A 19146-nucleotide genomic window follows, 5' to 3' on the forward strand; every position below is an offset into this window, starting at 1 on the left:
TGTCGGGGCCGCCTTCCGCTTCCTTCGCTTCTGATCCCCAAGCCCGCCATGACCGACATTCCCGAACCTTCCGACGCGCACCTGATCGAGACCCTGCTGCAGAGCGAGACCTTGTGCGAGGGCGGCTTTCTGAAGGCGCGCCGCGATACGGTGCGCATGCCCGACGGCGGCGTTTCGACGCGTGAATACATCGTGCATCCGGGCGCGGTGGTGGTGATTCCCCTGCTGGACGATCATCACGTGCTGGTCGAGCGCCAGTTCCGCTATCCCGTGGGCCGCGTCATGACGGAGTTCCCGGCCGGCAAGCTGGAGCCGGGCGAAGATCCCTGGCGCTGCGCCCGGCGCGAGCTGCGCGAGGAAACGGGCTGCACGGCGGCGGAATGGGCCCGCGCCGGGGGCATGCACCTGGCCATCGCCTATTCCACCGAGATCATCCACGTGTTCTTCGCCCGGGGCCTGAGCGCTGGCGAACGGCACCTGGACGCGGACGAATTCCTGGACGTCCGCACCCTGTCCGACGATGAGGTGTTCGAGGCCTGCCGCGAGGGCGCGCTCACCGATGCCAAGACCCAGACCTGCCTGCTGTGGCTGCAGAACGTGCGCAGCGGGCGCTGGACGCTGGATTGGCAGGCCAATCCCGATCAGGAGTCCGTGTAGGGCTCGAAACGGCCGGTGGCGGGATTGCGCACGAACAACACGCCCGTGGCGACGCCGAAATACGCGCCGTGGATGGCGAGCGTGCCGGCCTGGACGCGCTCGCGCACGGCGGGGAAGGTCATCAGGTTGCGCATGCTGTATTCCACCACGCCCCATTCCATCCGGCGGATCCAGTCGGCGTAGTCGTCCGTGCGCGGGCCGACCGCGTCGGCCACGGGCTTGATCTGGGACATCCACTTGCCGATGAAGTCGCGCTTGGACAGGGGGGCGGCCTGGTTGGCGTAGGCCGCCACGCCGCCGCAACTGGCGTGGCCCATGATGACGATGTGGCCGACTTCCAGGGCATTGACGCCGAACTCGACGCAGGCGCTGGTGCCGTGGAAGGCGGTTTCCGGGTCCTCGTCGCAGGGCGGGACGATGCCGGCGATATTGCGCACCACGAACATTTCGCCCGGGCCCGCATCGAAGATGGTCTCGGGCGCCACGCGCGAATCCCCGCAACTGATCAGCATGATGTCCGGATGCTGGCCGTGTTCGGCCAGGTCGAGGTAGCGCGCGCGCTCGGTGGCGAGCCGGCCGTGCAGGAAAGAGCGGTAGCCGTCGGTCAGTCGTTGAGGGAACACGATGAGGTCCTTGTGGGTTGAATGGGGTTGGGTGCGTCGGTGAAGATGCCGCCGGCCGTCTCGCGCGACAGCAGCTGGTTGAGCGGGCCCGCCAGGTGGCCGTGCCGGACCGTGATGGCGTAGAAATGTTCGGTCAGTTGAGAGGACTCGCCGACGTGCACCAGCTCGCCCGAGTGCAGCTCGTCCTGCACGACCACTTCCGGCAGCACCGTGATCCAGCCGCTGTCACGCGCGATCAGCCGCAGCATCGTCATGTCGTCGATTTCGGCGCGCAGCCGGGGCCGTACCCCGGCCGAAAAACACAATGCGTCGAATTGCAGACGCACACCGTGGCGGGCGCTGGGCATGGCCATTTCGATCGCGTCCAGGTCTTCGGGGACACGCAAGGTGGCGCCCGACCAGCGGTCGGCCCGGCCAACCAGCGAGATGTCCTGGCTGCCCAGGAACCGCGAGGACATCGGGCGGGCAGGATCAGAGGGCACGGGCTGGTTGGCGAGCACCACGTCCAACTGGTGGCGCAGCAGACGTTCCACCAGGGTCGGCAGCAGGCCGGATTCCACGGACAGTACGACCCTGGGGTCGTGCAGCAAGGGACGCAGCCAGTTGACCTGGAAGTTGCGCGACATGGTCGAGACGCTGCCCACCCGAATGGGCGCCGTGTCTTCGTCGCGGCCTTCGAGCCATCCGAGCATCTGTTCGCCCAGCCCGAACATGCTGTCGGCGTAGGCGAAGACCTGCTGGCCCGTCGCGGTGAGCGCCAGTTGGCGGCCCTGGCGGTCGAACAGCGGCGTGCCCAGGCGGGTTTCCAGCTGTCGGATCTGGGTGGAGAGGGCGGACTGAGAGGTCTGGAGCTGTTCGGCCGCGTGCGTGAGCGAGCCCTGCTGGGCCACGCGCCAGAAGTAGAACAGGTGCTTGAAGTTGAGTTGATTGATGTTCATCGTTCTGTTTTATAGAACAGTGAGAAATTATATATCCAGATTAAAGAACATATAAAGCAGAAAAAACACGCCCTCCGTGTTCGGGAGGGCGTGTCGGGGCCTGGGCGTGTGTGCCGGCGCTGGGGCCGGCGGCGCGCGGCTTACCGCTCGGTACGGGGAATCCCCCAGGGATTGCCCGCCCGCAGCGCGGGGGGCAGCAGGCCGTCGGCGATGTCCTGGTAGCACACGGGGCGCAGGAAGCGTGTGATCGCCAGCGTGCCCACCGAGGTCGTGCGCGGATCGGAGGTGGCGGGGAACGGCCCGCCGTGGACCATGGCGTCGCACACTTCGACGCCGGTCGGAAAGCCGTTGGCCAGGATGCGGCCGGCCTTCAGTTCCAGGACCGGCAGCAGTGCGGCCGCCAGGGCGTCGTCGGCGCCGGCCTGCAGGTGCAGGGTGGCCGTCAACTGGCCTTCCAGCGCCTGGGCGACGGCCGCGAATTCACCGGTCGAGGCGCAGCGCACGATCAGGGCGCTGGCGCCAAAGACCTCGGCGCCCAGCCCGGCCGGGTCCGCCAGGAAGGCCTGGGCCGTGGCCGTCGCCAGGCCGGCCTGGCAGGGTGCGGGACCGTCGCCCGCCGCGCCGCGCGCCAGGGGCTCGACGCCTGCGTGGCTGTGCAGGCGTTCGACGCCTTCCCGGTAGGACCGGGCAATGCCCGTGGTCAGCATGGTGGCGGCCGGTGCGGCGTTCACGCCTTCCGCGGCCTGGCGCACGAAGCGGTCCAGGTCCGGGCCGTCCAGGCCGACGATCAGGCCGGGGTTGGTGCAGAGCTGGCCCGCGCTGCCGGTCAGCGAGGCGACGAAGCCTTTGGCGATGTCCTCGGCGCGCGCGGCCAGGGCGCCGGGCAGCAGGAATACCGGATTGGTGCTGCTCATTTCGGCGTAGACCGGAATGGGGATGGGGCGCGCGGCGGCGGCGCGCATCAGCGCCAGGCCGCCCTGGCGGGAACCCGTGAAGCCGACGGCCTGGATGACGGGGTGACCGACCAGCGCCAGGCTCAGGTCATTGCCCGGACCGGCCAGCAGGGAGAACACGCCTTCATGCAGGCCGCATTGCTGGATCGCCCGGCGGATGGCGCGGCCCACCAGTTCCGAGGTGCCGGGGTGCGCGGGATGCGCTTTGACGATGACCGGCGCGCCGGCCGCCAGGGCCGAGGCCGTGTCGCCGCCCGCCACCGAGAAGGCCAGGGGGAAATTGCTGGCGCCGAAGACCGCCACCGGCCCCACGGGGATGTGGCGCAGGCGGATGTCGGCGCGCGGCAGCGGCGCGCGCTCGGGCAAGGCATGGTCGATGCGGGCGCCGACCCAGTCGCCGTCGCGCACCACGCGCGCGAACAGGCGCAACTGGTTCACGGTGCGTCCGCGTTCGCCTTCCAGGCGCGGCCGGGGCAGGCCGGTCTCGCGCATGGCGCGTTCGATCAGCACGTCGCCCAGGTCCAGGATGGATTGGGCAATGGCTTCCAGAAACGCGGCGCGCGCTTCCAGGCCGGTTTCGCGGTAGGCCGCGAAGGCGGCTTCGGCCAGCCGCGCCGCCTGGTCCACCTGGGCGGCGTCCGCGCCGCGCCAGGCGGGCGCCAGCGCTTCGCCGGTGGCGGGGTCGCAGGCGTGGAATTCGGCGCCGGTGCCGGGGATGTCCTGGCTGCCGATCAATTGGGTGCCGGTGAGTTGCATGCTGGGGTCCTTGGTATCAGAAGTCGGTCGGGGCCGCGCCGCCAGGGCGGCGGGCCGGGGTCGGGCGGACATCGAGCCGCAGGCCGATGTCCAGGGATTCGTCGGGCGCCAGGATGCGCAAGCCGGTGCCGGCTTGTCCGGACGCGTTCAGGTTGACGGCGTCGCAGACGTGGGTGGCCGGTTCGACGCACAGGTAGCGTCCGGCATTGGCGTGCAGCACCAGGTGTTCCAGCGGACCTTCGGCGTGCAGGGTCAGGCCTGGGCCGTGCGCCCAGTCGACCTGGGCATGGCCGTCCCAGCCGCCCAGGAAGGCGGTCCAGGTTTGCGTGCCGCGTTGCCAGTCCGCGCGCCGGTTGGGCCGGGGAAAGCGCGCCAGTTCTTCTTCGTGGGTCCACTCGGTCACGGCGCCCAGCCGGGTGCCGGTCGCCGTGAAGTAGGGATGCAATCCCAGGCCGGCAGGCATGGGGCTGTCCGACACGTTGCGCAGCGACAGGCGTACGCGCAGGCCCGCGGATTCCAGCCGGATGGCCTGGTGCAGCCGCCAGGCCCAGGGCCAGCCGCCGACGCCGGCGGGATGGTCCAGCAGCAGTTGGACGAAATCGACGCCGCTGTCCAGGACTGTCCAGGGCATGGCCTGGGCCTGGCCGTGCAGGGCATGCGGATGGCCGGGCAGGACTTCCAGCGCCAGGGTGTCGGCGCCCCAGTGCAGGCGGGCGTCGCGTACCCGGTTGGAAAATGGCGCCAGGGGGAAGATGCCGCCCTTGGGCCAGGCCCCGGCAGGCCAGCCATCGATGTCGACAGGGGCCAGCCAGTCGCGCGGTCCTGCAGGCAGGTCCGTGGTCCAGCGCAGGATGCGCCCGCCGGCCGCCGGAGCGACCACGGCCCGATGAGGGCCGTGGCGCAGGACCCGGTGGGTCGGTTCCGTCGCGTCCATCCAGGCGGCGTACAGAGACGGTCCGCCTGGAGGCGTGTGCATGCGGTCTGCGCTCATGCTTCGCGCGGTGCTTCCTTGACGCGGCTGACCAGTTGCGTCGGGCTGACGAAGCGCAGGGCGATCAGGACCCACAGCAGGGTGATGGCCATATAGATCATCGCCATGGCGTCGATCGCCTGCGGCGCCCGCACGCCGGTGGAGAACACCGCGTAGTACAGCGCCACCACCAGGGTCTGGGAATCCGGTCCCGCCGTGAAGAAGGTCAGTTCGAACATGCCGATGGTGCGCACCAGCACCAGCAGGCCCGCTGCCAGCATGCCCGGCACCAGCAGGGGCAGCAGCACGTGACGGAAATACTGGAAGGTGTTGGCGCCGAAGATGCGCGCGGCGGATTCCAGGCCCGGGTCGATCTGCTCGATGAAGGGGGTCATCACCAGGATCACGAAGGGCAGGGCAGGCACCAGATTGGACAGGATGACGCCCGTCAGCGTACCGCCGACGCCGATCTGGTACATCGCCGTGGCCATGGGGATGCCGTAGGTGACCGGCGGAACCATCATGGGCAGCAGGATCAGCAGCATGGCCAGACGCTTGCCCCGGAACTGGGCGCGCGCCAGGGCGTAGGCGGCGGGCACGCCCAGCAGGATCGAGAGGAAGACCGTGGCGGCGACGACTTCCAGTGTGACCACCAGGACGTGCGACAACTGGAAGTCGTCCCAGGCGCGGCCGTACCAGCTCAAGGTGAAGCCTTCGGGCAGCGGTGTGCCGAACCAGCGGGTCGCCACCGAATTGACCACCACGGTGGCGATCATGAAGATGACGTTGAGCAGGAAAAAGCCCATGACGGTCCAGATCGTGGCGCGCCACAACCAGCCCCAGCGCCGCGAGGGCGAGGCGGCAGGCAGACCAGCCTGGGAAGTCGGGAGAGTGTGTGCGTTCATGATCGTCAACCCTTGCCGCTGGTGGCCGGCCCGCTGTAGAAGGCGCGCCGGAAGGCGAAGATCGCGCAGACGATGAGCAACTGCACGAACCCCATGACGATGGCGATGGCCGAGGCCATGCCGTAGTCGTATTGTTCGAAGGCCGCTTCATAGGCGGCGATGGAGATCACCCGCGTCGGACCCGCCGGGGCGCCCAGCAGGATGGCCGAGGGGAACACGGCGAAAGCCTGGACGAAGGACAGCGCGGCGGCCATCGACAGCCCCGGCACCAGCAGCGGCAGATAGATCAGCCGGAACTGGTTCCAGGGGCCGGCGCCCAGCGTCCCCGCCGCCCGCGCCAGCGTCGGGTCGATGCCCGAGATGTAGGACAGGGTCAGCAGGAAGGCGAAGGGAAAGCCGGAGATCACCAGGGAAATCAGCACGCCCCAGAAGTTGTGGGTCAGGCGGACTTCGTCCATGTACAGGTGCAGGCCCTGCAGGAATTGCGGGAACCAGCCCGCCGGGCCGTAGAAGGTCAGCATGCCTTCGGCCACCAGCACGGTGCCCAGGGTGATCGGGATCACCAGCAGCGTCGTGACGATGCGCTGCGCGCGGCTGTTGCGGCGCAGGGCGAAGGCGACCGGCACGGACAGGCCGATGTTGATCAGGGTGGCGGGCACGGCCAGCTTCAGCGTCACCCAGAGCGTGCCCCATTGGGACTGCGTGGTGAAGAAATGCGTGTAGTTGGCCCAGAGTCCGCCGCCTTCCAGGGGCTGTGTCGAGATGAACACGCCGTAGGCGAAGGGGTAGACGAACAGGGCCAGCAGCACCAGGACGGCGGGCGCGACCAGCCAGCCGCGCCGGTCTCCGGTCGGCGCAACGGCATTCATGCTGCCTCCGCGTAAGCCAGGACCCGGTCGGCCGGGATGCGCAGCCGGATGCGGTCGCCCGGGGCGAAGGCGCCCGGCAGGCGGACGTACAGATCGCCCAGGTCGGTGGCGACCAGCAGCAGGGAATCGCGCCCGCCGAATTCCAGGGTCTTGACCGTGGCGTTGATGTTGTTGGCCTGGCCGTCGTCGGCGATCTCGAAATCGTCGGGCCGCATGGCGATGGCGACTTCCTGGCGGCCGCTCAGGTCGCCGATGGCCGTGCCGTTCAGTTGGACTTGATTGCGTTCGATGAGCAGACCGTCGCCGGCCTGGCGCACGAGGCGGCAGTCGAGCACGTTGCGATAGCCCATGAAGCGCGCCACGTGCAGGTTGTTCGGTCGGCCGTAGACTTCGCGCGGCGCGCCGATCTGCTGCACCGCGCCGGTGCGCATGACCACGATCCGGTCGGCCATCGACAGGGCTTCGTCCTGGTCGTGGGTGACGTAAATGGTGGCGCGTTCCAGTTGGCGGTGGATGCGGCGGATCTCCGCGCGCATCTCGATGCGCAGCTTGGCGTCCAGGTTCGACAGCGGTTCGTCCATCAGGATCACGGGCGGCTCGATGACGATGGCCCGGGCGATGGCGACGCGCTGTTGCTGGCCGCCGGACAATTGGCCCGGCAGCTTGTGCTCGTGGCCTTCCAGCTGGACCAGGGCCAGGGCCGACTGCACGCGGCGGGCGATCTCGTCCTTGCGCACGCCGCGCATCCGCAGGCCGAAGCCCACGTTGTCGCGCACCGACATGTGGGGAAACAGCGCGTAGTTCTGGAACACCATGCCGAAGCCGCGCCGTTCGGGGGGCAGCACGTCGATGCGGGTGTCATCCAGCCAGATGCTGCCCTCGGTGAGCGAGGTCAGGCCCGCCAGGCAGTTCAGGGCGGTCGATTTGCCGCAGCCCGACGGCCCCAGCAGGGCGATGAACTCCCCGCGCTGGATGTCGAGGCTGAGGCCGCTCAGGGCGGCGACGGCCGAACCGGAAACCGTATCGAATTTCCGGCCCACGGCGTCCAGGCGCAGCTGTTGAAAAGAATGATTCATGATCCTAGATCCAGGGAGGGCGGGCCGCCCGCGTGCCCAGGGCAGGCAGGCGGCCGTACACGGGAAAGCGACTGCTGATGACTACATTACTTCTTCAGGGCGCCGACTTCGGTGTCCCACTTGCGGAAGGCTTCGACCATGGCCTTGGCATCCAGCGGTACGGCGTTGGGGCGGCGGGCGATCAGCTCGTCGTATTCCGGGCGGCCGAACTTCTTGATGATTTCCTGGCTTTCGGCCGGCGCGGCGGACAGGGGCACGTCGCGGATGGCCGGGCCGGGGTAGAAGTAGCCGGAGTCATAGGTCATGGCCTGCTGCTTGGGTTCGAGCATGAACTTCAGCAGCGCGAACAGGACCTTCTGCTTTTCGGCCGAGACGCCCTTGGGGATCACCATGTAGTGCGCGTCGTTGACCCAGGTGAAGTTGTCGAAGGCCTGGATCTTGAAGTCGGCGGGCACCACGCCCAGCGCGCGCGGGTTGATGTCCCAGCCGGTGACGGTCACCGTCATGTCGCGGCTGCCTTCGCCCAGTTCCTTCATCACGGCCGAGGTGCCGCCCGGGTAGTAGGGCACGCAGTCGTTCAGTTCCTTCAGGAACTGCCAGGTCTTGTCCCAGCCGTTGATCGGATCATAGGGATCCTTGTCGCCCAGCAGGTAGGGCAGGCCCATCAGGAAGGTGCGGCCCGGGCCCGAGTTCGCCGGACGGGCGTAGATCAGCTTGTTGGGATTGGCCTTGCACCAGGCCAGCAGTTCGGCCGGGGTCTTGGGCGGGTTCTGGACCTTGGCCGGGTTGTATTCCAGCAGCGGGCCGGCCGGCATGAAGGTGACTTCCAGGCCATAGCCCTGGGCCAGCTCCTGCATGCGGGCGGGACCGCGCGCATACTGGGTCAGGATGTCCTTGAATTCGGCCTGGTGGTCGGGCAGCAGCTTCAGCCAGAGGTCTTGCTCGATGCCGGCGGCCAGGGCGTCGGTGCCGGTCAGGACCAGATCGATGTCCGAACGGCCGGCATTCTGCATGGCCTTGATCTTGCCGGGCAGTTGCGGCGAGGGGGCGTTGGTGAAGGTGATGTTCGAGACCAGTTCGGGATGCTGGTCGCGGAAGGCTTCCAGGGCCTTTTGCGTCAGGGCCAGGTTGCCGGCCACGTCGACGACGTTCAGCGTGACGGGGGCGGCATGGGCCGGGAGGGCGGCGCCGGCCAGAGCCAGGGCCAGAGCGCCTGCCAGCGCGTGGAATCGTCCCTGCCGAGGGGACTGCTTGGTGCCTTTCATGAGTTGTCTCCTAGGGTGTACGCCTGTACGTGTAAGAGGCCGGCGGACGGAATATCCGGCTCAGCCACGACCCGGGTGATCAGGCCGTTCTTCTCGTAAGTCATCATATAAGTCGATGGGCTTTCAGGACAACATTTTTTTGCATTGGCCCGGCATGGAAAGGTCCTTTGATAAAATATAAAAAAGATTTAATTATTTGATTTATATGGATAAAAATAGAGATTGGCATTGCGTATCGGTATATTCCCTAGTAGTCCTGGATTTCCGGGTGAATCTACAGTTTGCATGTCATATGACAACATAATTTCTTTTCGTCCAAGCAAGGCTCTCCATGAAACTGAAGACAGTCAAGATCACGCCCATCGCATTCAAGGATCCCCCGCTGCTGAACGCCGCGGGCATTCACGAGCCCTATGCGCTGCGCACCATCATCGAGCTGGAAAGCGACACCGGCCAGATCGGTCTGGGCGAAACCTACGGCGATGCGCCCATCCTCGAGCTGCTGCGGGCCCTGCAGCCCAGCCTGATCGGCCTGGATCCCTTTGACTTGAACGGCCTGCGCCGGCGCGTTCAGGATGTCGTGGCCCGGACCCAGGTCAGCGCCAACACGGCCTACAAGCTTGCGCCCGGCACCGATCCGGCCAAGAACGTCCAGAAGCTGTATTCGGCGCTGGAAGTCGCCCTGATGGACATGCAGGCCCGCCATCTGGGCGCGCCGCTGGTCGACCTGCTGGGCGGCCGCGCGCGCGACGCGGTGCCCTTCAGCGCCTATCTGTTCTTCAAGTATGCCCGCCACGTCGATCCGGTCTATCCGGATGACGCCTGGGGCGAGACCCTGACGCCCGCGCAACTGGTGGCTCAGGCCGAGACCATGATCGGCCAGTACGGTTTCCAGAGCATCAAGCTCAAGGGCGGGGTGCTGGAGCCCGGACAGGAAGTGGAATGCGTCCGGGCGCTGGCGGCGCGTTTCCCGGGCATGCCGCTGCGCATCGACCCCAACGGCAACTGGTCGCTGGAGACGGCGATCGAGATGGGCAAGCGCCTGGACGGCCTGCTGGAATACTACGAGGACCCGTGCCCGACGCTGGCCGACATGGCTGCGCTGCACCAGGCGACCGGCCTGCCGCTGGCCACGAACATGGTGGTCACGGACATGGCCCAGTTCCGCGATAATGTCTCCGCCAACGGCTGCCAGATCATTCTGTCGGACCACCATTACTGGGGCGGGCTGCGGGACACGCAGTTGCTGGCGCGCATGTGCGAGGTCTTCGGCATGGGCTTGTCCATGCATTCCAATTCGCACCTGGGCATCAGCTTGATCGCGATGGCGCACGTGGCGGCCAGCGTGCCGACCCTCAGCTACGCCTGCGACACGCACTATCCCTGGCTGGATCCCGACGAGGAAGTCATCGTCGGCGGGCACCTGAAATTCCACGACGGCGCCATCGTGCTGGGCGACGCCCCGGGGCTGGGCCTGGAAATCGACCAGGACGCCCTGGCGCGGCTGCACGAGCAGTATCTGGCCTGCGGCATCCGCTCCCGGGATGATGCCGCGCAGATGCGCAAGTATCAGCCGGATTGGAGCGGCAAGGCGCCCAGGTTTTAAGTGACCGGACCCGGGTTGAACAGCACCAGGTCATTCACGATGCCCCAGTGCTCGGCCCAGGTCTTGCGGCCGCTGGCCACGGCCAGGATCTGTTCGAACAGCTCCTGGCCCAGGTCCTCGATGCTGGCCTCGCCGGTGGCGATCCGGCCGGCGTCGACGTCCATCAGGTCGTGCCAGCGGCGCGCCAGGTCCGAGCGCGTGGCGACCTTGATCACCGGCACTTCGGCCAGGCCGTAGGGCGTGCCCCGGCCGGTGGTGAAGATGTGGACGTTCATGCCGGCCGCCAGTTGCAGGGTGCCGCAGACGAAATCGCCGGCCGGGGTGGCGGCGTACAGCAGGCCCTTGCCTTGGGCGCGCTCGCCCGGGGGGACGACGCCGCGGATGGGCGTGCTGCCGGACTTGACGATGGATCCCATGGCCTTTTCGACGATGTTCGACAGGCCGCCGCGCTTGTTGCCCGGCGTGGTGTTGGCGCTGCGGTCCGCCTGGCCGCGCGCGAGATAATCGTCGTACCAGGCCATTTCGCGGATCAGGTCTTGCGCGACTTCGGGCGTGGCGGCGCGTGCCGTCAACTGGTCGATGCCGTCGCGGACCTCGGTGACTTCGGAGAACATGATGGTGGCGCCTGCGCGCACCAGCAGGTCGGCGGCGTGGCCGACCGCCGGGTTCGCGGTGGCGCCGGAAAAGGCGTCGCTGCCGCCGCACTGCACGCCCACCACCAGATCAGACGCGGGGCAGGTTTCCCGGCGGCGCTGGTTCAGGCGTTCCAGATGGGTTTCGGCCATCGCCAGGATGTCGTCGATCATGCTGCCGAAGCCCACGTGCCGCTCGTCCTGCAGGCGCACCAGATCCGGGTGCGTCTCGCCGCGGTCCTTGAAGCGATCCGGCATCAGGCGCTCGGGTTGCAGTTTTTCGCAGCCCAGGCTGACGAGCATGGCCTCGCCGCCGAAGTTCGGATTCTGCGCGATGTGGCGCAGCGTCTTCACCGGGATCGAGGCGCCGGGGGCGTCGATGGCCACGCCGCAGCCGTAGCCGTGGTGCAGCGCCACCACGCCGTCCACGTTCGGATAGCGGGGCAGCAGTTCGCGGCGGATCCGGTCCAGGGCGATGTCCGCCACCCCGGCCACGCATTGCACGGTCATGGCGATGGCCAGGATGTTGCGGGTGCCCACGGAGCCGTCGGCGTTGCGGTAGCCCTCGAACGTATAGCCCGTCAGGGGCTCCAGGGCTGGGGCAGGGGCGGTGCAGATGGGCAGATCGTCCAGGGACGGCGCCGGCGGCATGCGCATCACGGCTTCGTAGACCCAGCTGCCGGCGGGCAGCGGCTTGGTCGCATGGCCGATGACGACGCCGTAGCGCACGACGGCGCCGCCTTCGGGGATGTCGCACAGGGCGACTTTATGGCCCTGAGGGATGGTGTCGAGCAGGGTCGGGCCGTCGGCGATGCGGGCGCCCGCGGGCAGCCCCCGGTCGTTGGCGATGATGGCCACGTTGTCGCCTGCGCGCATGCGGATCATGCGAGGGACCTGGACAGTCGGTTTGGGGGAATGCACGGGATGTCTCCTTGTCGTTATCTCATCATACAACTTGGGATTTATACTGACAATCCTGTTTTGATGGATGCACGAAACCCTTTATCCATGTGTGCTGATCTCCTGTCGGCTCTCGTTTGAGGGATCAATAATATGTCGTCGTATAAGTTATCTCTTGGAGAATGCAGTATCATGGATCGTCCGAATTTTCCAGGCTCCGCTCATGGCCTCCGTCCCCGCCCGTCGTTCGCGTAACCTCACCCAGAATGTCGTGGCGGCCCTGTCCGAACGCATCCGTCATGGCGAATTTCACGTCGGCGAGAAATTGCCGACGGAATCGGCGCTGATGGAGTCCTTCGGGGTCAGCCGGACCGTCATCCGCGAGGCGATTTCGCGTTTGCAGGCGGCGGGCCTGGTCGAAACCCGGCACGGCATCGGGACCTTTCTGCTCGAACCCCGCAACGAGCAGCAACTGCGCATCCGCACGGAAAACATCCTGACCATGCTCGACGTCCTGGCGATCCTGGAATTGCGGATCAGCCTGGAAACCGAGGCGGCGGGGCTGGCCGCGCTGCGGCGCACCGACGCCCAGGTCCAGCAACTGCGCGGCATTCTGGACGAGTTCGCCGAGCACGTGCGTAAAAAGACCGGCAATGTGGTGGTCTCGGACGTGGCGTTCCACCTGGCGGTGGCGACGGCGACGGGCAACCGCTATTTCCACGACATCCTCAAACAACTGGGCAAGGCCATCATCCCCCGGACGCGCGTCGATTCGGCGGCCCTGGCGGAAGACGACCGTACCGCCTATCTCGGCCGCGTCCATGTCGAGCACGAGGACATCTACAACGCCATCGTCCGCAAGGACCCGGACGCGGCCCGTGCGGCGATGCGCACGCACCTGACCAACAGCCGCGAACGCCTGCGCCGCGCCCAGGAAGCCGCTGAGCAGGGCGCCTGAACGCTTGTGTCATCGTATAAGCGATAAGCGACTGTGGCATGCCTTGTCCATTGACGAAATCGCCACACAAAATGACTTTATATAAGGGTATACGCTAGTCCGAAAGGATTCTTCTTGTTCATGGTTGTCTTATGTCATATGATGACGTACGACATGAACGGATAAGACAGGCGCCAAGTGCGCCTGTCCAGACCAGAGGACACCACGCAAATGACGACTTGCCAGGAACTGAAAGAAATCATGCGGGACGGACTGCTGTCCTTCCCCATCACCGATTTCGATGCTCAAGGAAATTTCGACCCCAAGGGTTACCAGGCGCGCCTGGAATGGCTGATGCCGTATGGCGCCCGCGCGCTGTTCGCGGCCGGCGGCACGGGTGAGTACTTTTCCCTGACGCTGGAAGACTTCTCGCAAGTCGTGCGCACGGCCGTGCAGACCTGCAAGGGGCACACGCCCATCCTGGCCGGTGCGGGCGGCCCCACGCGCACCGCCATCGCTTTCGCCCAGGAAGCCGAGCGCCAGGGCGCGGCCGGCCTGCTGCTGATGCCGCACTATCTGACCGAGGCGCCGCAGGACGGCATCGCCGCACACGTCAAGGAAGTCTGCCGGTCCGTCAATATCGGCGTGGTGATTTACAACCGGGGTCAGTGCCGCCTGTCGGCCTCCGTGCTGGAGCAACTGGCCGAAGAATGCCCGAATCTGATCGGTTTCAAGGACGGCATCGGCGACATCGAGAACATGGTCCGGGTGCGCCGCCGGCTGGGCGATCGCTTCTCCTACCTGGGCGGCCTGCCCACGGCCGAGGTCTTTGCCGAAGCCTATCGCGCCCTGGGCGTGCCGGTGTATTCGTCCGCCGTGTTCAACTTCATCCCCGCGACGGCGATGAAGTTCTACGAAGCGGTCCGCGCCGGGGATCATGAAACCACCGGCCGGTTGCTGGACACGTTCTTCCTGCCGATGCTTGAAATCCGCAACCGCAAGCAGGGTTATGCTGTGAGCATCGTCAAGGCCGGCGCCCGCATCGTCGGTCATCCGGGCGGTCCGGTGCGCGCGCCCCTGGTGGATCTGACGGCTGCGGAAGAAGACGAACTGCGCGCGCTGATCGAAGCGCTCTGATCCGCCCATGCCCATGTCCGCCGTCTCCGCCTCGCCTGCCGAACTGGTGCTGCACCCGCGCAACCTGACCGGGGAAAGCCCGGTCTGGCATGCGGGCGAGCAGGCCCTGTACTGGGTGGACATTCCCGCCGGGACGCTGCATCGCTGGCGCGCCGGGGATGGGCAGCACACCAGCTGGCGTGCCGATCAACGGCTGGCGTGCATCGCCCGACAGGCCGGCGGCGGCTGGCTGGGCGCCATGGAAGACGGCGTCTACCGTCTGTCCTTGCAGGCCGGTCAGCGCTTGGAGATGACGCCGTATGCGGGCGTGTCCCACGCGCATCCCGGCATGCGTTTCAACGACGGCCGCTGCGACCGCCAGGGGCGTTTCTGGGTCGGCTCGATGCTGGACAATGGCGGGCCGGCGGCGCCGGTCGGTGTGCTGTATCGCCTGACCGCTCCGGACGGTGCGCCGCGCCTGGATGTCTTTGAGCAGGGCATGCTGACGCCCAACGGGCTGGCCTTCAGCCCCGACGGACGCACCCTGTACCTGTCCGACTCGCATCCCGATCAGCAGCGCGTCTGGGCCTTTGACTACGACCCCGACGACGGGACGCCCAGCGGGCGCCGCCTGTTCATCGAGAAACTGCCGGGCGGCCGCCCCGATGGCGCGGCGGTGGACGTGGAGGGCTGCTACTGGATCTGCGGCAATGACGCCGGCCTGATCCATCGCTACACGCCCGACGGCCGCCTGGACCGCAGCCTGAGCGTGCCGGTGGCCAAGCCCTCCATGTGCGCGTTCGGCGGCCCGGACCTGGATACCTTGTTCGTGACCTCGATCCGCCCGGCCGGCGCCGGACCCCTGGCGCTGGACGGGGCGCTGTTCGCCCTGCGCCCGGGGGTGCAGGGGATCGAGGAACCCGCTTACGCGCCTTGATGCGCCTGGGCGGCGTGCGGCGGAAACGGCTGCCGCGGCGGCTCTTTATGCTATCTTGCTGACCGCCCTGTAACGGAGCTTTTCCGCATGACGTCTCCCGCTGTCCTGCCCCGCCGCACCGCCGTGGCCATCCTGCTGTTCGTGGGGGCGCTGTTCGCCGGCAACCACGTGTCGGCCCGCCTCGCTTTTGATGATCAGGCCGGCTTGCTGCTGGCCATCGTCTGCCGTTCCGGCCTGACCTTGCTGGCCCTGGCGGGCTTTGTGTTGTGGCGTCAGCCGCGCCTGCGCATGGCGCCCGGCCTGCTCAAATGGCAGATCACGCTCGGCCTGCTGGTCGCGTTGCAGAGCCTGTGCCTGTACTCGGCCGTGGCCCGCATTCCGGTGGCCCTGGCGCTGTTGATCGGCAATACCTTTCCGATCCTGCTGGCGCTGCTGACCTGGGCGCTGGGCGGGTCGGCGCCCACGCGGCGCGCCTGTCTGCTGATGGGCATGATTCTGTGCGGCCTGGTGCTGGTGCTGGACCTGCCGGCCTGGTTGTCGGCTTCAGAACCCATGACGCCGGCCTGGAAGGCCGGGATCGGCTTTGCCTCCCTGGCCGCTTGCGTGTTTGCCTGCGGGCTATGGATCACCGAGCATCGCCTGTCGTCCCTGCCGGGCGCGGTGCGCAGTCTGTACACCATCATGATCGTGTTCTGCGGCATGCTGGCGGCCGGTGCGGCAGGCGTGGTGCCCGGCGGCATGAACCTGCCGGCCGGCGTCCAGGGCTGGGCCGCCCTGGCTACGCTGTCGGTCTTGTACGCCACGGCGTTCACGGGCCTGTTCGTGTTCGTGCCGCGCCTGGACATGGCGCGCAACTCGCCGGTGATGAACATCGAGCCCGTCGCCAGCCTGCTGTTCGGCTGGCTGCTGCTGGATCAGGTCTTCGGCGGTCTGCAGTTGGCGGGCGGCGCCGTGGTGCTGGGCGGGATCGTGCTGCTGGCGTATTCGAAGCGGCGCTGAATGCGCCGGTTTCCCCACCTCGCCGCTTGCAAGCGGCTCCGATTCATCCACCTCGCGGCCTGCATGCCGCTCGGATTCGGCAGGCGCATCAGGGTCCGCAGGGACCCTGATGTGTCCTGCCTCATCCTGAGTTTCTCAATCCTGCGGCAATCCCGTTGATCGTCATGTGGATCGCGCGCTGGTCGCGCGATTCCTGCTCGTCGGCGGCGCGGCGCGTGGCGGACGGGCCGGAGCGCATGCGGCGCAGCAGCTCGACTTGCAGGTGGTTCAGCGGGTCGATGTAGGCGAAGCGTTCGGCCAGGGCGCTGCGCAGGGGCTCGTCGCGTTCCAGCAGATCGTGGCCGGTGACGGCGCGGAAGGCGTCCCGGGACGTTTGATATTCGGCGGCGATGCGCTCGAAGATCCGCTTGCGCAGGGGCTTGTCGGGCACCAGTTCGGCGTAGGCCCGGCCGATGGCGAGATCGGTCTTGGCCAGCACCTGTTCCATGTTGGACAGCAAGGTGCGGAAGAACGGCCAGTCCCGCGCCATGGCTTGCAGGCGTTGCAGGCGTTCCTCGCGCGACAGCGCATGGTCGGGGCCGCCTTCGGACAGATAGCGTTCCAGCGCCGTGCCCATCCCGTACCAGCCCGGCAGGGGCAGGCGGCACTGCGCCCAGGAGAACGACCAGGGGATGGCGCGCAGGTCCTCGATGCGCTGCAGGGCCTTGCGTGAAGACGGGCGCGAGCCGATGTTCAGGCCGGCGATCTCGCGGATCGGCGTCGAAGCGAAGAAATAATCCGTGAAGCCGTCCGTGCCGTAGACCAGGTCGCGGTAGGCGTGCCGGGCGGTGTCCGACATCCAGGCCATGGCCTCGCCGTAGCGGGCCGCGTGCTCGTCTTCGGCGCGGCTGGCCGGGGAGCCGGACGCCAGGCTGGCCTCCAGCGTGGCGGCGACGAACAGTTCCAGGTGCGAGCGCCCGACCTCGGCGTCCTTGTAGCGGCCCTGGATGATCTCGCCCTGTTCGGTCAGGCGGATCTGGTTGTTCACGGTGCCCGGGGGCTGCGACAGGATGGAGTCATAGCTGGGGCCGCCGCCCCGGCCCACGGAGCCGCCGCGCCCGTGGAACAGGCGCAGGCGGGTGCGGTGCTTGCGGAAGACTTCGACCAGACGCCGTTCTGTTTGATACAGCGACCAGTTCGAGGTCAGGTAGCCGCCGTCCTTGTTGCTGTCGGAATAGCCCAGCATGACCTCCTGGATGCCGTGCTGGGCGTGGCGCACGCGCGCGGCGACTTCGGGCAGCGACAGCCAGGCGTCCATGATGTCCGGACCGCGCTCCAGGTCGGGGATGGTTTCGAACAGCGGCACCACCATCAGTCCGCTGTCGGGGGCGGTGTCGCCGCCCGTGGTGGGGGCGATCAGGCCGGTTTCCTGCTGCAGCACCAGGACTTCCAGCAGGTCGCTCAGCGTTTCGGTGTGGGACACGATGGCCTGGCGCAGGGCGGCGGCGCCGAAGCGCCGGCGGCAGTCGGCGGCCGTGCGCAGGATGGCCAGTTCCTTGGTCGTTTCGGCCGAGTATTCGATCCAGGGCGATACCAGGGGACGCGGCTCGCGCAGTTCCTGGCGCAGCACGCGGATGCGGTCGGCTTCGGACAGCCTGGCGTAGCGCACGGGCTTGCCGTCCAGGGTCACGCGGGCGTGGCGCATCAGTTCGTCGATCACCCGCTCGTGGACGTCGGAGCTTTGCCGCAGGTCCACCGTGGCCAGGTGCAGGCCGAAGATGCCGACGGCCTGGCGCAGGTGCGTCAGGCGCAGCCGCGCCACCAGGGCGCCGTGATGCGCGTCCAGCGATTCGGCCACGACGCCCAGGTCGGCCGCCAGTTCGCCGGTCGTGCCGTAGGCCGGGGCCTCGTAGATGGTGCGTCGGGCCAGTCGCCGGCCCGTCAGGGCCTGTGCGGTGGCGGCGAGCCGGGCGTAGATATGGATGCAGGCGCGCCGGTAGGGCTCGTCCTGGCGATGGGGAGACGGGTCCTGGCTGGCTGCCGACAGTTCGGCCAGGGCCGGGGTGACGCGCGTCAGCGAATGCGAGATCGACAGTTCGGCGCCCAGGGCCTGGACCTCCGTCAGGTAGTAGCGCAGGACGTGCGTGCACTGGCGCAGCAGCGCCTGTTCCAGGGTGCCGGCGTCCACGTTCGGATTGCCGTCGCGGTCGCCGCCGATCCAGCTCCCCATGTGGACGAAGGGCGGCAGCGGCGCGTTGTCCACGTCGAACACGGTGCGCGCCGGCTTGCGCAGCAGCGCCCCCATGTCCAGGTGCAGTTGGGGCAGGGTGCTGAAGAAGGTGCTGGTGTAGTAGGACAGGGCGTTGTCGATCTCGTCGAGCACGGTGAGCTTGCTCTGGCGCAGCATGCGGGTCTGCCACAGGGCGGCGATCAGCCCGGTCAGGCGTTCCCCCAGCCGGGCGGATTCCAGCGGCGCATGAGGCGTGTCCAGATGGCGCAGGTGCCGGGCGATGTCCTGGTGCAGGTCCAGCGTGCTCTTGCGCTGGACTTCGGTGGGGTGCGCCGTCAGCACCGGCACGATGCAGGCCGAAGCCAGATGCTGGCGGATGCGGGCGCCGGACAGGCCGGCGCCCTGCAGCAGTTCGACGGCGTGCTGCAGGCTGCCCGGTGTGGCGGGGCCTTCGGCCTGCCACTGCCGGCGCTGGCGGCGGGTCTGGTCGCGGTCCTCGGCGATATTGGACAGGTGCAGGAAATAGCTGAAGGCGCGCGCCACGGAATTGGCCTCGCCGTCGGCCAGGCGGCGGATCTGGCGTTCCAGCATGCGGCCGTCGCTGTCCCGGCCTTCGCGGCGGAATTTCACGGCGGCACGGCGCAGTTTTTCGATCACGTCGTAGACGGCGCGGCCCTCGCAGTCCCGGATGACCTCCCCCAATGTGCGGCCCAAGAGCCGGATGTCCTGTCGCAGGGGGGAAATGGCTTCGTTCGGGGATGCGGGTCTCACGGGGTCTCCATCGTTGGGAATCGGTCT

Annotated in this window: 16 protein-coding genes; 6 read left to right on the forward strand and 10 right to left on the reverse strand. The window is 67.6% G+C overall.

Annotated elements, in window-relative coordinates; all coding sequences use genetic code 11:
- The first annotated feature begins 48 nt into the window (after positions 1-48).
- On the forward strand, positions 49-657 hold the full coding sequence (locus ACFO0J_RS06675) for an NUDIX domain-containing protein (protein ID WP_376812272.1): 609 nt from the start codon (positions 49-51) through the stop codon (positions 655-657).
- On the opposite strand, the gene ACFO0J_RS06680 is transcribed toward ACFO0J_RS06675, so the two are convergent.
- From ACFO0J_RS06680 to ACFO0J_RS06715, 8 genes are all read right to left on the reverse strand, one after another.
- Positions 642-1280 (reverse strand): carbonic anhydrase, encoded by a 639-nt coding sequence (locus ACFO0J_RS06680; protein WP_376812273.1) that lies wholly within the window; start codon positions 1278-1280, stop codon positions 642-644. The genes ACFO0J_RS06675 and ACFO0J_RS06680 overlap by 16 nt on opposite strands.
- The gene (locus ACFO0J_RS06685) at positions 1262-2218 is read right to left on the reverse strand and encodes a LysR family transcriptional regulator (RefSeq protein WP_376812274.1); all 957 of its coding nucleotides are present in this window, start codon (positions 2216-2218) and stop codon (positions 1262-1264) included. The genes ACFO0J_RS06680 and ACFO0J_RS06685 overlap by 19 nt, the downstream gene beginning before the upstream one ends.
- 140 nt (positions 2219-2358) lie before the next feature.
- On the reverse strand, positions 2359-3927 hold the full coding sequence (locus tag ACFO0J_RS06690; RefSeq protein ID WP_376812275.1) for an aldehyde dehydrogenase (NADP(+)): 1569 nt from the start codon (positions 3925-3927) through the stop codon (positions 2359-2361).
- A gap of 16 nt (positions 3928-3943) precedes the next feature.
- Positions 3944-4918 carry an aldose epimerase family protein gene (locus tag ACFO0J_RS06695; protein ID WP_376812276.1) on the reverse strand — a complete coding sequence of 325 codons (975 nt, stop codon included), beginning with the start codon at positions 4916-4918 and terminating at the stop codon, positions 3944-3946.
- Positions 4915-5703: an ABC transporter permease gene (locus ACFO0J_RS06700; RefSeq protein ID WP_376812365.1), complete on the reverse strand. Its 789-nt coding sequence runs from the start codon at positions 5701-5703 to the stop codon at positions 4915-4917. The genes ACFO0J_RS06695 and ACFO0J_RS06700 overlap by 4 nt, the downstream gene beginning before the upstream one ends.
- 104 nt (positions 5704-5807) lie before the next feature.
- Positions 5808-6671 (reverse strand): ABC transporter permease, encoded by an 864-nt coding sequence (locus tag ACFO0J_RS06705; protein WP_376812277.1) that lies wholly within the window; start codon positions 6669-6671, stop codon positions 5808-5810.
- Positions 6668-7747, reverse strand: a complete 1080-nt coding sequence (locus ACFO0J_RS06710; RefSeq protein WP_376812278.1) for an ABC transporter ATP-binding protein — start codon at positions 7745-7747, stop codon at positions 6668-6670. Before ACFO0J_RS06710 ends, ACFO0J_RS06705 begins: the two co-directional genes overlap by 4 nt.
- An 86-nt stretch (positions 7748-7833) precedes the next feature.
- Positions 7834-9012, reverse strand: coding sequence for an ABC transporter substrate-binding protein (locus tag ACFO0J_RS06715; protein ID WP_376812279.1), 1179 nt, complete (start codon positions 9010-9012; stop codon positions 7834-7836).
- Positions 9013-9343: 331 nt separating this feature from the next.
- Here ACFO0J_RS06715 and ACFO0J_RS06720 point away from each other — a divergent pair, with 331 nt between their 5' ends.
- Positions 9344-10618, forward strand: a complete 1275-nt coding sequence (locus ACFO0J_RS06720) for a glucarate dehydratase family protein (protein ID WP_376812280.1) — start codon at positions 9344-9346, stop codon at positions 10616-10618.
- Here ACFO0J_RS06720 and garD read toward each other — a convergent pair.
- A complete protein-coding gene (gene garD, locus ACFO0J_RS06725) occupies positions 10615-12135 on the reverse strand; it encodes a galactarate dehydratase (protein ID WP_376812366.1) in 1521 nt (506 codons plus the stop codon). The genes ACFO0J_RS06720 and garD overlap by 4 nt on opposite strands.
- Before the next feature lie 238 nt (positions 12136-12373).
- Here garD and ACFO0J_RS06730 point away from each other — a divergent pair, with 238 nt between their 5' ends.
- From ACFO0J_RS06730 to ACFO0J_RS06745, 4 genes are all read left to right on the forward strand, one after another.
- Positions 12374-13108: a FadR/GntR family transcriptional regulator gene (locus tag ACFO0J_RS06730; protein WP_376812281.1), complete on the forward strand. Its 735-nt coding sequence runs from the start codon at positions 12374-12376 to the stop codon at positions 13106-13108.
- Positions 13109-13318: 210 nt separating this feature from the next.
- Entirely contained in the window at positions 13319-14224 is a 906-nt protein-coding gene (gene kdgD / locus ACFO0J_RS06735) for a 5-dehydro-4-deoxyglucarate dehydratase (protein WP_376812282.1), read from the forward strand.
- Positions 14225-14237: 13 nt separating this feature from the next.
- Positions 14238-15140: an SMP-30/gluconolactonase/LRE family protein gene (locus tag ACFO0J_RS06740; RefSeq protein ID WP_376812367.1), complete on the forward strand. Its 903-nt coding sequence runs from the start codon at positions 14238-14240 to the stop codon at positions 15138-15140.
- An 87-nt stretch (positions 15141-15227) separates the two neighbouring features.
- A complete protein-coding gene (locus ACFO0J_RS06745; RefSeq protein ID WP_376812283.1) occupies positions 15228-16139 on the forward strand; it encodes an EamA family transporter in 912 nt (303 codons plus the stop codon).
- Between the two features lie 121 nt (positions 16140-16260).
- On the opposite strand, the gene ppc is transcribed toward ACFO0J_RS06745, so the two are convergent.
- Entirely contained in the window at positions 16261-19119 is a 2859-nt protein-coding gene (ppc, locus tag ACFO0J_RS06750; RefSeq protein ID WP_376812284.1) for a phosphoenolpyruvate carboxylase, read from the reverse strand.
- Positions 19120-19146: the final 27 nt, after the last annotated feature.

It is taken from the genome of Castellaniella hirudinis (assembly GCF_042651965.1).
GTDB lineage: Bacteria > Pseudomonadota > Gammaproteobacteria > Burkholderiales > Burkholderiaceae_B > Castellaniella > Castellaniella hirudinis.